The organism is Bdellovibrio bacteriovorus (genome assembly GCF_002208115.1).
In the GTDB taxonomy this organism is placed as follows: domain Bacteria; phylum Bdellovibrionota; class Bdellovibrionia; order Bdellovibrionales; family Bdellovibrionaceae; genus Bdellovibrio; species Bdellovibrio bacteriovorus_C.
Genome location: NZ_CP020946.1, coordinates 2,788,885 through 2,801,297, shown reverse-complemented (window position 1 = coordinate 2,801,297; position 12,413 = coordinate 2,788,885). Strand labels below are relative to the sequence as shown.

Annotated in this window: 10 protein-coding genes; 7 read left to right on the top strand and 3 right to left on the bottom strand. The window is 51.3% G+C overall.

The window, feature by feature from the left end:
* Nucleotides 1-175 precede the first annotated feature (175 nt).
* The 7 genes from B9G79_RS13400 to tpiA all read left to right on the top strand — a co-directional run bounded on the left by B9G79_RS13400 (nt 176) and on the right by tpiA (nt 9,044).
* Nucleotides 176-1,630 (top strand): beta-sandwich domain-containing protein, encoded by a 1,455-nt coding sequence (locus tag B9G79_RS13400; protein ID WP_088565961.1) that lies wholly within the window; start codon nt 176-178, stop codon nt 1,628-1,630.
* Nucleotides 1,631-1,772: 142 nt separating this feature from the next.
* Complete coding sequence (locus B9G79_RS13395) at nt 1,773-3,365, top strand: beta-sandwich domain-containing protein (protein ID WP_088565960.1); 1,593 nt, start codon at nt 1,773-1,775, stop codon at nt 3,363-3,365.
* A gap of 54 nt (nt 3,366-3,419) precedes the next feature.
* On the top strand, nt 3,420-4,784 hold the full coding sequence (locus tag B9G79_RS13390; protein ID WP_088565959.1) for a beta-sandwich domain-containing protein: 1,365 nt from the start codon (nt 3,420-3,422) through the stop codon (nt 4,782-4,784).
* A 105-nt stretch (nt 4,785-4,889) separates the two neighbouring features.
* On the top strand, nt 4,890-5,861 hold the full coding sequence (locus tag B9G79_RS13385) for a beta-sandwich domain-containing protein (RefSeq protein ID WP_088565958.1): 972 nt from the start codon (nt 4,890-4,892) through the stop codon (nt 5,859-5,861).
* A gap of 147 nt (nt 5,862-6,008) precedes the next feature.
* Entirely contained in the window at nt 6,009-7,016 is a 1,008-nt protein-coding gene (gene gap, locus B9G79_RS13380) for a type I glyceraldehyde-3-phosphate dehydrogenase (protein ID WP_011163580.1), read from the top strand.
* Between the two features lie 3 nt (nt 7,017-7,019).
* Nucleotides 7,020-8,225, top strand: a complete 1,206-nt coding sequence (locus B9G79_RS13375; protein ID WP_088565957.1) for a phosphoglycerate kinase — start codon at nt 7,020-7,022, stop codon at nt 8,223-8,225.
* Nucleotides 8,226-8,318: 93 nt separating this feature from the next.
* The gene (tpiA, locus tag B9G79_RS13370; protein WP_088565956.1) at nt 8,319-9,044 is read left to right on the top strand and encodes a triose-phosphate isomerase; all 726 of its coding nucleotides are present in this window, start codon (nt 8,319-8,321) and stop codon (nt 9,042-9,044) included.
* Between the two features lie 3 nt (nt 9,045-9,047).
* Here the strand turns inward: tpiA and B9G79_RS13365 are convergent, their stop codons facing one another.
* The 3 genes from B9G79_RS13365 to asnS form a co-directional block, all read right to left on the bottom strand.
* Nucleotides 9,048-9,482 (bottom strand): phosphoenolpyruvate carboxylase, encoded by a 435-nt coding sequence (locus tag B9G79_RS13365; protein ID WP_088565955.1) that lies wholly within the window; start codon nt 9,480-9,482, stop codon nt 9,048-9,050.
* A gap of 14 nt (nt 9,483-9,496) precedes the next feature.
* Complete coding sequence (locus B9G79_RS13360) at nt 9,497-10,639, bottom strand: hypothetical protein (protein WP_088565954.1); 1,143 nt, start codon at nt 10,637-10,639, stop codon at nt 9,497-9,499.
* A 338-nt stretch (nt 10,640-10,977) separates the two neighbouring features.
* Nucleotides 10,978-12,369, bottom strand: coding sequence for an asparagine--tRNA ligase (gene asnS / locus B9G79_RS13355; protein ID WP_088565953.1), 1,392 nt, complete (start codon nt 12,367-12,369; stop codon nt 10,978-10,980).
* Nucleotides 12,370-12,413 lie beyond the last annotated feature (44 nt).

The window sequence follows — 12,413 nt, the reverse complement described above, 5'->3', positions numbered from 1 at the left end:
AGCTGCAAAAACACAGTTCCCATGAGGACTTGGGAGCGCCGCCGAAAAAGGACCTGCTGTCTAATTCTGAGTCAGTAAAAAATGCCGAGCTCAAAATTAGAGCTTATTTAGGAACCATTGTGGAGGCACGAACTTTGGAATAATTCGCTCTGTCTATTAAAACAGGAGCGTTTCCATGAAGAACACACAATGGGTGGCGGGTTTGCTTGCCGCTGTGACTTTGATTCAGGCCTCAGCTCACGCTGAGATTATTTCGGACCTGCCGGGCTTTGAGGACGGTGGTTCTCAAGGACAGACGTTCCGTCCGCCTCCTCCGCCGATGCCCAATGAAGGTGTGACCCGTCAGTATACCGACGTGGCGAACCTGGATCAGATCAGCCGCAAGTCCGGCGGTGAAGCCTATCGCTTTAATCTGGTGCAGCCGACAAACCTGAAGTATCTGGAACTGACCGTGCAATCCAGCCGTCTGAAAATCCATGAAGCGACCGTGATGACCGTGGGTGGTCAGCGCTACATGATCCGTGAGTTCCATAACAGCAATGTTCTGGAGACGGGCACCCAGTTGACGTCTGAAAACCTGAATATCAATGACGACATTCGCACTATTGAGCTGCGTATGGAGTCTTATTCCCATGCCGCGACGATTTCTTTGAAAGCCGTGGGGGACAGAGCTGTTCCTCGCATGTCTGTGCAGCGCCCGGTGATTGTGGCCCCGCCGTCGCAGCCGAATCGTCCGACTCAGCCAACTCAGCCAAGCCGTCCGGTGGACACTCGTTTGAGATCCGGTGACGTGGTGGTGTCTGTAAGTTCTCAAGGCAAATACTATGACGGCCGTGTTGTCGAAGTTTATGGCAATGGCAAAGTCCTGGTTCGTGACGAGGACGATGGCAAAACCTACGTTCGTGATATTTCCTCTGTGGGTAAACGCATTTCCTGCGCTTCTAACGGCCTGTGTGAAGGTGAGGAGGTCATGGCCTATCCAGTGGGTTCTCAAGCCAAGGCCTATGTGGGTAAGATCATTGCGATCTATTCCAACAACATGGTGAAGATGCGTGATGCTGATGATTCCAAGGACTATTTCCGTGATATCAAGGTCATTCATCGCCGCTTGAGCTGCCTGGAGTCCCTGTGCGTGAAAGACCGCGTTCTTTCCCGGTCGGGTGATGGCACGAAATACTATAGTGGCGTTATCGATGTCATCTACTCCAATGGTGTGATCCTTGTGCGTGACGATGACGATGGTAAGGTTTACTCCCGTACAAAAGAGATCGTCTTTAAGTCCGTGCAGTGCCACAGTTCAGGTCTTTGCATTAAAGACCGTGTGATGTCGAAGTCCGGTGACAAGTACTACTTCGGGTCCGTGACGGGTGTTTATTCCAATGGTCTGATCTATGTGCGCGATGACGATGATGGTAAATCCTATGCACGTCAGCACAATGTCGTATTTAAAGAGATGAAATGTGCCAACGGGTTCTGCCGCGGTGATCGTGTTCTGTCCACTCTGAGCAATGGCCGCTACTATGCGGGCCGTGTAGAAGGAGCTTATGCCGGTGGCTTGATCTCGGTTCGAGATGACGACGACGGTAAGGTGTATCTGCGTCCTCATACGGTCTTGTCCCGCGCAAGATAATCGGAAGTGCCCCTGGGCGCCCCCTGTCCAACAATGAGACAGGTGACCAGCTTTAAAACAAATTTATCGGTGTTTGAGGCCGCCCGCAGGCGGCACGAACCTTGGATTACTGCCTGCGGAACCAAAACAGTATGGAGTCTTTATGAAACGTCGGTTGATTGCCACTGTGCTTGCGACACTCTCCATGATGCAAAATGCTCATGCAGACATTATTTCGGACCTGCCGGGCTTTGATGATGTCGGTGGCGGCATGGAATTCCCGCAGCCACCGAAAGAGCAAGGGACAGATACAACGACCACGACGACGTCTTCAACTGCCACGTCCACCGTGCAGCGCCAGTACACGGGCGAGGTTCAGGTGCGCGAGATTTCCCGTAAGAAAGACGGTGAGATCCGCAAGATCACTCTGGCAGAGGCTTTGACTTTGCAAAATATGGAAATCAAAGGGCGTAATGCCCGCGTGAAAATTCACGAGGTGACTTTGATTCTGGCAAATGGCCAGCGCTCGGATGTTCGCGAGTACCGTAACGCCGCTGTTTTGGATATCAACGCCACGGCGTCTTCCGGCAATCTGAATTTGAACCAGAAAGTGACTGCAATCGAAATCCGCGCTGAGTCCTATGGTGGTATCAGTGAATTGAGCGTGAAAGCGGTTTCTGATCTGGGTGTACCACGTATGACGGCGCAGGGGCCGGCAGTTGCGCAACCAGTGACGCCGACAGCTCCTCCGGCTCCGGGTCGCACTCAAGAATCCACGGCTATTGCTGTGGGTGATAGGGTTCTGTTTGACAACGGCACGAGCTATGTCGGCACAGTGAAAGAGATCTTCGTGTCCGGTAAAGCCCGCGTGAGCTTCCCGGGTTACAGCCAGGATTCTATTCTGGACCTGAAAGACCTTGCACGCTCAATGAACTGCCAGGCCAGCCAGTGTGTCGGTGACCGCGTTCTGTTCGATAATGGAAATCAGTATGTGGGTATGATCAGCATGGTTTTCGCCAACGGCGTTCGTCAGGTGAAGTTCCCAGGCTACAGCGATCCATCTTTCATCAAATCGACAAAACTGACCAAGTCCGCGCAGTGTGCGGGATCTGTTTGTGTGGGTGAAAGAATCATCTTCAATAATGGCAGCGGTTACTATGCGGGTACTGTGCGCGAGACGTTTGTAAACGGAATGGTTTCCATCAAGTTTGACGGATATAGCGACCTGAGCTTCCTTGACCATAAAAGATTGATGAAAGGACAGAGTTGCGCCAGCGATATTTGTGTGGACACGCGAGTCATGTTCGATAATGGCAGCGGAAATTATCTGGGCCGTGTCACTGAAATTTATGCTGATGGCACCGCGAAAATCAAATTTGAAGGTTACAGTGAATACAGCTTCATCAAGACTTCGCGTCTGGTGAAAGTGGTGTCTTCTGTGAAGGGTTACAGCGGCGGCACTCGCGTGCTGTTCAATAACGGTTCGGGCTATTATGTCGGAACCGTGCGCGAGGTGTTTGCTGATGGCACGGCCTCTATCAAGTTTGATGGTTACAGTGACCTGAGCTTCATCAAAGTGGATCGTTTGGGACGTCAGGCGGATTGTCATAAAAACATCTGCACTGGCAATCGGGTGATCCTGAACGGCCAGTACGCCGGCACGGTTCGTTCGGTTTACACCAACGGTTATGCCCTGGTGAAATACGATGGTTACAGTGATGCGAGCTACACAGATGTTTCTCGTCTGTCCAAATAAGAAGATTTTAAGTTAAAACCAGTAATATCAATATTTGCAATTTCGGAGATTGTTATGAAAAAGAAACTGATCCTTGGGATGTTGGCTGCTGCAGCAGTACTGCAGGCGGCACACCCTGCGATGGCACAACACAATGACAACCGCCCGGGTCGTTATCCCGAGGCTCCGCCGATGCCACCACCTCCTCCGGGTCAGTATCTTCAGGAAGGCACTCTTGAGATTCAGGGTGTGACCCGTCGTTCAGGCGGGGAGTGGTATCGCATCAGTCTGCGTCGTGCGGTTTCTTTGGAGCGCATTGAAGTGGCGGCGTTGGCAATGCGTTTGAAAATTCACGATGCCAGTGTGATCACTGAAGACGGCCAGCGTGTTTCCATCCGTGAATTCCGCAACACAGCGGTGTTCGGTGTGGGTTCCCGCGCGGTTTCTGAAAATCTGAACCTGCGTTCCCGCATCGTGGCTATCGACATCCTGGCTGAATCCTATGGTGGATATGCCGATATTCGTGTCACGGCTCTTTCCACGGACAGCCGTCCGCAACTGGTTCTGGGGAATGTGCCGCAACAACCGGGTGGCAACGGCAATGGCGGTCACAACGGCGGGCACAATGGCGGTGGCAATAATGGTGGTCATGGTGGTGGCAACTATGCGTGCGCTCGCCGTGCCGATGTGACTCGCAGTCTGGAGCAACAGGATGTGGAAATGGATGCTTGGTCGCGCCGAAAGAATGCAGCCAGCTACAATTCCGTGGAATACAACATGGCCGACCGTGAGCTGAAAGCAACAGCGGCCAGAATGGTTCAGATCGCAAAAAGCAATGAAGCCAAAGAAACCAAGATGGAAAAACTGGAGGTTTTGGGCGCCCTTTACTTCCAGAAAATGAATCAGCAGTCGTACAACTCCACTCAGTACAATGCGTACTCTGAGGTGGGAAGAGCGATCTTCGGCGCGATGGAAAACGGTCTTAAACTGGCGTTGGATTGTGACATCAGAACCACAGCTCAGTTGCTGGCTCGCGGGGATGAGTATGTCGGGAAAATGAACACCTACTCCTACAATTCGGTTCCATACAACGCCTACAGCAAGATGGCTCAGCAGGTTTATGCTGCGGCCCCGAACTTCTATGAGCAGGAAGTTCGTCGCTTGGACAAGACCTTTGTTAAGATCGATGAGGAACTGGATGAAAACCACAGAAAGATGAATTCCTATTCATACAATTCTGTAGGGTATAATTCTTACGCTGCCATCATCCGCAAAGGTGTCGAGTTGTCTCAAGGAAGTCTGCGCCGTCTGGTGCCTCATATGAGCAGCTTGCAGCGCTTTGATCTGGTGAAGCACTTTGACGGTCGCAAGAACGCGTATTCGTACAATTCGCTTCTTTACAATCACTTTGCTGCGATGAAAGAGATCGCGGCTCGTTAAAATGGTTTTAAGGGAATTTCGGTTCCCTTTTGACACTGGTTTTCTTGGCACAAAGTTTGGATATAGGGTCAACGGATTCACTAATCAGTCTTTTAAGGAGACTTTATGAAAAAGAACCTCGTTCTAGGATCAGTAATTGTCGCTTCCCTTGTACAATATACAAGCCCTGCGTTTGCGAATAAGGAAGTTATCGGCGGTATCATTGGTGGTATCATCGGTGGCGGTATCGGTACGCAAATCGGTAAAGGGAACGGCAACAAAGCAGCTATCATTATCGGAGCTGTAGCTGGAACATTGATTGGCTCCAAAGTCGGCAAGGACTTGGATGAAGCTGATCGTCAGGCTCTGGCAGAAGCACAAAGACGCTCTTTGCAGGACAACCTGGGCAGCCGTCGTGATTGGGATGGTCGTCATTATGGTTCCCGCACGGGTGCTCGCGGAAGCTTCACTTCCACTCGTGAAGGTTACAACAACCGCACGGGCGAATACTGCCGTGAATACACGTCCATCATCTATCTGCGTGACCGTACCGAAGAAACCCGCGGCTATGCGTGCTCCCGCCGTGATGGTTCCTGGTATGAAGTAAAAGAAACGGAAGTTCGCTTCAACGGCCGTGGCAACGGTGGTGGTGGTCGTCATAACAACGAACCAATCCGCCCGACTCCGGCTCCGACTCGCCCAACTCCTCCTCCAGCTCCGGGTGGTCAGTATGGCTACGGTTATGAAGGCACGGCTCAGATCAGCCAAATCACCCGCCGCACGGGTGGTGAGTGGTTCCGTGTGACCCTGCGCTACCCAATTGCTTTGGATCGTATCGAGATCCGTGGCTTGGCTGCGGGTGTTAAAATCCACGACACGACTGTGTATACAGAATCCAACCGTCGCATCCAGGTTCGTGAGCTGACCAACACGGGCACAGTTTATGCGGGTGATACGGCGATTTCCGAGAACTTGAACCTGCGTGAGCGCGTTCAGGTCATCGACATCCGTGCTGAGTCCATGGGTGGCGTTGCCGACGTACTTGTGAAGGCGATTTCCAGCGAAGACCGTCCTTCCCTGACAGTCAGCCGTTACTAAAAAACATCAGTGCCGCCCAAGGCGGCCCTGAGAGCGGAAATTTTAAGTAATTTTCACTAAAAGCCAGTCTATGACTAACAGTGTCTAGACTGGCTTTTTAGTCTCCAAAAGCCGATATTGAGTGGGTTTAAAACAAGGAGCTCACTCATGTCTAAGTTGCGTGTTGGTATCAACGGTTTTGGTCGTATTGGTCGTGTTCTTTTCCGCGCGGGTTTTGAAAAATTCGATATCGTCGGAATCAATTCTCTGGACAGCATCGAAGGTGATGCTCACTTGCTGAAATACGACTCTGCCCACGGCGTGTTCAACGCTGACGTTTCGACCGAAGGTCACAACCTGATCGTAAACGGTAAAAAAATCGCTGTTTCCAAAACCCGCAATCCCGCCGAAGTTCCTTGGAAGGATCTGGGCGTGGACCTTGTTCTTGAGTGCACTGGCGCATTCAAAAAACGCGAAGATTTCATGCAGCACATTTCTGCTGGTGCAAAACGCGTTTTGGTTTCCGGCCCTGCTGAAAAAGGTGCGGACATCACAATGGTGTACGGTATCAACCACGAATCTTACGATCCATCCAAGCACGTTGTGGTTTCTAACGCGTCCTGCACGACAAACTGCCTGGCGCCTTTGGCGAAAGTTCTGAACGACACCTTCGGTATCGAACACGGTACGATGATGACTGTTCACTCTTACACGAATGACCAGAAGATCCTGGATGCTCCTCACAGTGATTTGCGCCGTGCCCGTGCTGCGGCGGTCAGCATGATCCCGACAACAACCGGGGCTGCGAAAAACGTGGGCCTGGTGTTGCCAGAGCTGAAAGGTCTGATCGACGGTATCTCCGTGCGTGTTCCGACTCCGAACGTTTCTTTGGTGGATTTCACATTCACTGCAAAGAAAGACGTAACCCGTGAATCCGTGAACGAAGCTTTGATCAAAGCTTCTGAAGGCGCGATGAAAGGTGTTCTGGCAGTAGAACACAACGAGCTTGTCAGCGTGGACTTCAACGGCAACAAACATTCTTCCATCGTCGATCTGGCAACAACCATGGTTGTGGGCCCGCGCATGGTGAAAGTTCTTTCCTGGTACGACAATGAAACTGGCTTCTCCAACCGCATGGTGGACGTTGCCTTGCACATGCAGAAGAAAGGTCTTTAATTCATGGCTAACGGTCTTAAAGGCATCAAGACAGTTCGTGATTTCGAGTTGGCAGGGAAAGTTGTTTTCCTGCGCTTGGATTTGAACGTTCCAATGGAGAACGGCAAGATCACGGACGAAAACCGCATCACGGCATCTTTGCCGACAATCAAGTATTGCATGGAACAAGGAGCGAAGCTGGTTATGGCTTCCCACCTGGGTCGTCCCAAATCCAAAGACGACACAGAGTTTTCTTTGGAGCCTGTGGCAAAGCGCCTGCAGGATCTTTTGAATGCGGAAGTGATTCTGGTGGAAGAACCGGACTCTGACGCTCCAAAACACCTTTTGCCTTCTCTGAAACCAAATCAGTTGATCCTTCTTGAAAACGTGCGTTTCGAAGAAGGGGAGACAAAAGATTCCATCGAGTTCGCGCAAAAGATCGCCAACTACTGCGACGTTTACATCAACGACGCTTTTGGTGCTTCTCACCGCGCCCACGCGACCATTCATGCTTTGCCTTCAGTGATGAAGGACAAAGGTATCGGCTTCCTGATTGAAAAGGAAATCACGATGCTGGATTCCCTGCTGCAAAACCCAAAACGCCCGTACATCGCGGTGATGGGTGGTGCGAAGGTTTCAGACAAGATCGCAGTTATCGAACGCCTGATGGACGTTGTTGACGGTTTCATCGTGGGTGGCGCGATGGCGTACACTTTCCTGAAAGCTCAGGGACTGCCAGTCGGTAAGTCTTTGGTTGAAAATGACAAGTTGAAATACGCCAAAGAAATGATCGAGCGTATTGAAGCCCGCAACAAAACCATTTTGTTGCCGGTGGATCATGTGGCGACCAAAGGCATCACGGACACAGCGCACGCGCATGTGACCAATGATGTGGCGATCGCAGAAGACGAGCTGGGTGTGGATATCGGTCCTAAATCCATCAAGAACTTCTCTGCGGCTTTGCGTGAAGCGGGCACTATTTTCTGGAACGGCCCTATGGGCATCTTTGAAAATCCGGCCTTCGCAAAAGGCACTTTCGGTGTGGCAGCAGCCATTGCTGAAAGCAACGCAGTTAAAATCGTGGGTGGTGGTGACTCTGCAGCGGCGGCGGATGCTTCCGGCTTTGCTGGGAAGATGACTCACATCTCAACAGGTGGCGGCGCATCCCTTGAATATCTTCAGGGCGATAAGTTGCCGGGTCTTGAAATCCTACGCACCAGAATTCGCTAAGGCCCGGCGCGTAGTGCGCTGACCTCAGAATTTTTGCTAAATTTGAAAGGTCCTTCGTTATGAAGGGCCTTTTTTCTTTTAAGGACCGAAACGATGAAAAAGATTTTTGCTGCTAACTGGAAGCTTTTTAAATCTCCAAAAGAAACGCGTGAGTTTTTTGCTCAGTTCAAGGAACTGGCGGGGAAAGCAACGGGGGAAGTGGTCTTTTTCCCTTCGGCGATTTCTTTGGAAGCCGCCAGTGAATCTTTGAAAGGTTCCAGCATCAAGTTTGGTGCGCAGAACTGTTATTTTCAGGCACAAGGTGCTTTCACCGGCGAAAACTCTGCGCAAGTGGTAAAGGATCTGGGCGGCAGCTACGTATTGATCGGTCACAGCGAACGCCGTGCGATCTTTGGTGAAGGCGATGCCCTGGTGGCAGACAAAGTCGCTTTCGTTCAAAGCCTGGGCCTGACACCGATGTTGTGCATTGGTGAAACCCTGCAAGAGCGCGAGTCTGCAAAAACTTTCCGTGTTCTGGAAACTCAACTGAATCTGGGTCTGGCGAAGGCCGACAAATCCAAACCTGTGGTCATTGCCTACGAGCCGGTTTGGGCAATCGGCACGGGGAAGGTGGCGACGCCGGAACAGGTGGCGGAAACTCACACCGACGTTTTCAATATTCTAAAAGCACTGGGTTTTGAAACGGCACCGATTCTTTATGGTGGCAGCGTAAAGCCGGACAATGCGGCGGGTTTGATCAAACAACCGCACGTGAATGGTTTCCTGGTCGGGGGAGCATCTTTGGAAGCAAAGTCTTTCAGCGAGATTGCTTCCGTTTAGGACTTATCCGTTGCCGTAGCGCTTTTGGCGCGCGGCTGCTTTGACGGCGTCTTCAACCAGTTTGGCGTCAGACGGGGAAAGCTTCTTCAGTGATTCGAGGAAGCTTTTTTTATTTTTCTCATACAGTGGCAGCACAAGTTCGCCGGCGAACTGAGTCGGATCTTTTTTCAGCATTTCCACAGTCACACGCAGGATCTCGGCATCCAGTTCGGGTGTGGTTTTTTTGACGGCCGCTTGCACCGCGCCTTCCAGAGCCTCAAACACTTCATCCTGCGCCTTCATGTCGGCTTCAGTCAGTTTGGTGTTTTCGTCCGCTGTTTTGACGGTTTCAAGCTTCAAAGCCTGCAGTTTTGACACTTCAGCAGTCACCGCATCAGCCGCCATTGCAGGGGCTGCGCAGAAGGAACAAAGGATGGCAATAAGTGCGAATTTTCTCATTGTACTTTCCCTTCTTACGGTTTGATCATCACGCCGATCATTCGGTACGGCTTACCCTGTTTCGCGTAACGACGCGCTTTAGGAGAGCTTAGGAATGAATTGTTGGAATAGAAATCACTGACAAATCCACCGTTATCACCCCAGTCCGTCTTGATCTGAACGTCACCGGATTCTTTGGTACCATTATGATAGACGATCACTGCGCCTTTTGGAACATCCGCAGGACTTTTGATCATGTTGCGGTACTTGGGATTGTCCATCAGATTGATCATGCCCTGGGCTTTAAGGTCACGGACCGCATCGCGGGCATGGCCTCCAGGTGGATAACGATCAATCATGTCACCACCCATAAGGGCACGTTTGACATAGCGGTAACAGTAACTTGTAGAACGGGAGCGTTTGTTTCTCATCCCGTAACGAATGGTGTTTTTGACTTCTTTGCCTTCAGAATAACCCATGATCATTGGATCATCGGACCACTTGCCGGCCGCAGGGTTCTTGGGAATCGACGTGCTTGAAGACCGGCTGACTTCTTTGCGGACGTCATCCAGGTTCTGCAGATTGCGTTGTGCAGTTTCACTGGGTTTGGTCGTGGAGCAGTCTTTACAAGTCGTGATAAAGCCACCCTCGGTTTGACGAGGATCTTTGTTCTTGGCCAGGTTCGGATCCACTTCCGGCATCTGATTGGCTTTGACACTTTCTTTGGTCGGCAGAGTCGGGCGGGCTTCAGTTCCTTCCACCGGCATGCCTTCCCCATCGCGAATCGCACGGGAAGTCAGTGCAACTTCAGGATCCTGCACCTCGGAACCGTCTTTGTCTTTAAAGGCCAGCCATGGATCTTTCTGAGAGAAATAAACCCAGACCTCATCGCCTTCTTTGGTTTTAGTTTTACCGCCGCCCACTTTTGTGATGCGGACCTTGACACCATACGAACCGGTGCGCTTCAGTTTGCGGGTTTCCAAAACGGTGCCTTCAGAATCTTTGGGAACCACGGACACCAGGTTTTTGGCTTTGCCGCGGAAATCAACCGAGGAGCGGGCATTCAGGTCTCCAGAGAAGACCACATCCTGCAGCTCTTGAGGAATATCGGCCAGCGCTGAGCTTCCGCTCAGAATCAGGGCTACAGTGATGCGCAGTGCTCGACTCAATAAATTCAAATTGATACTCCTTAGGGGCTCTTCGGTCTTCTGTCCAAAAGGTGAAGCGTTTGCATCGCAAACCGGGCGAAGGTCCTGCCTAAATCACTCATTGTTAATGAAAGTACGTGCGAAGTGTTGCGGTCATGCTGTCTTACTCTGAGATACCTTTCCTGAAGTTGAATGTGTGGCTCTTGAGGAAGGCTTCAATATTTGTACCGCGTATAAGTTGATTGTGGTGAGGCTGAGGGGGCTTCCACTGTCAGGGTGGATGAAATCGTAAAGAAGATTTTCAGGGGCGGTTTCCCGATCCGAAACAGAAATAAAAAAGGGGATCCGGTGATCCCCTTTGAAAGTTACTAGAACAAAGCGTTCTTCGGTGTGCGCGGGAACGGAATCACGTCGCGGATATTTCCCATTCCAGTCACGTACATCAGCATGCGCTCGAAGCCCAGGCCGTAGCCCGCGTGCGGGAAGCTGCCATAGCGGCGCAGATCCGTATAGAAGGAATACTCTTCCGGATGCAGGCCCACTTGCTTCATGCGGGATTCCAGTTTTTCCAGATTGTCTTCACGCTGGGATCCGCCAATGATTTCGCCAATGCCCGGAGCCAGCAAGTCCATGGCGCGAACAGTTTTGCCGTCTTCGTTCAGCTTCATATAGAAAGCCTTGATGTCCTTCGGATAATCCGTCACAAACACCGGCTTTTTGAAGTGCTCTTCAGCCAGGTAACGTTCATGTTCAGACTGCATGTCGATGCCCCACTGAACCGGATACTCGAATTTCTTCCCGCATTTTTGCAGGATCTCGATGGCTTCGGTGTAAGTCACGCGCGCAAAGTTGTTGTTCAGGACGTTGTTCAGTTTGTCGAACAGGCCTTTTTCGATGAACTGGTTGAAGAACTCCATTTCTTCCGGGCATTGCTCCATCACGTAGCGGATGATGTACTTGATCATGTCTTCCGCCAGTTCCATGTTCGCCGTCAAATCAGCAAAGGCGATCTCGGGTTCGATCATCCAGAACTCGGCCGCGTGGCGGGAGGTGTTGGAGTTTTCCGCACGGAATGTCGGGCCGAACGTGTAAATGTTGCGGAAAGCCGCACAGAAAGTTTCACCGTTCAACTGACCGGACACAGTCAGGTTGGTTTCCTTGCCGAAGAAGTCCTGGCTGGCGTCAATGCTGCCGTCTTCTTTGCGCGGTGGTTTGTCCAGTTTCAGTGTGGTCACGCGGAACATCTCGCCCGCACCTTCCGCATCAGAGCCGGTGATGATCGGCGTGTTCACGTACACAAAGTTCTGTTCGTTGAAGAACTTGTGAATTGCGTAAGCCAAAACAGAGCGCACGCGGAAGACCGCGCTGAAGGTGTTGGTGCGCGGGCGAAGGTGTGCGATCTCGCGCAGGAATTCCATGCTGTGACGTTTGTTTTGCAGCGGGTATTCCAGATCGGCTTTTTGCACGATCTCGATTTTGGAAGCCATGACTTCAAATGTTTGACCCGCGCCCTGGGATTTTACAACCTTGCCAGTCACCAGTACCGAGCTGGAGATGGAAAGAGCTGCAACGTCAGCGAAGTTTGCCAGATGAGTATCAAAAACCACCTGCACACCTTTGAAGAAGGTGCCGTCATTCAGTTCGATGAAGCCGAAATTCTTTTGGTCGCGGATTTTGCGAACCCATCCGGAAAGATAGACTTCTTTGTCCAGATGCTTTTCTGTTTCTCTGAATAGCGATTTTACGAGTGTGGTTTTCATAGGGACCCTTTCAACAGTCCGATTAAAATATCGTTCTTTCGCAT

What these genes read in the sequence shown, in the direction of transcription:
- B9G79_RS13365 (WP_088565955.1), bottom strand. Translation starts at nt 9,482, where the DNA reads ATGAGAAAATTCGCACTTATTGCCATCCTTTGTTCCTTCTGCGCAGCC.
- B9G79_RS13390 (WP_088565959.1), top strand. Translation starts at nt 3,420, where the DNA reads ATGAAAAAGAAACTGATCCTTGGGATGTTGGCTGCTGCAGCAGTACTG.
- B9G79_RS13375 (WP_088565957.1), top strand. Translation starts at nt 7,020, where the DNA reads ATGGCTAACGGTCTTAAAGGCATCAAGACAGTTCGTGATTTCGAGTTG.
- tpiA (WP_088565956.1), top strand. Translation starts at nt 8,319, where the DNA reads ATGAAAAAGATTTTTGCTGCTAACTGGAAGCTTTTTAAATCTCCAAAA.
- B9G79_RS13395 (WP_088565960.1), top strand. Translation starts at nt 1,773, where the DNA reads ATGAAACGTCGGTTGATTGCCACTGTGCTTGCGACACTCTCCATGATG.
- asnS (WP_088565953.1), bottom strand. Translation starts at nt 12,369, where the DNA reads ATGAAAACCACACTCGTAAAATCGCTATTCAGAGAAACAGAAAAGCAT.
- B9G79_RS13400 (WP_088565961.1), top strand. Translation starts at nt 176, where the DNA reads ATGAAGAACACACAATGGGTGGCGGGTTTGCTTGCCGCTGTGACTTTG.
- gap (WP_011163580.1), top strand. Translation starts at nt 6,009, where the DNA reads ATGTCTAAGTTGCGTGTTGGTATCAACGGTTTTGGTCGTATTGGTCGT.
- B9G79_RS13385 (WP_088565958.1), top strand. Translation starts at nt 4,890, where the DNA reads ATGAAAAAGAACCTCGTTCTAGGATCAGTAATTGTCGCTTCCCTTGTA.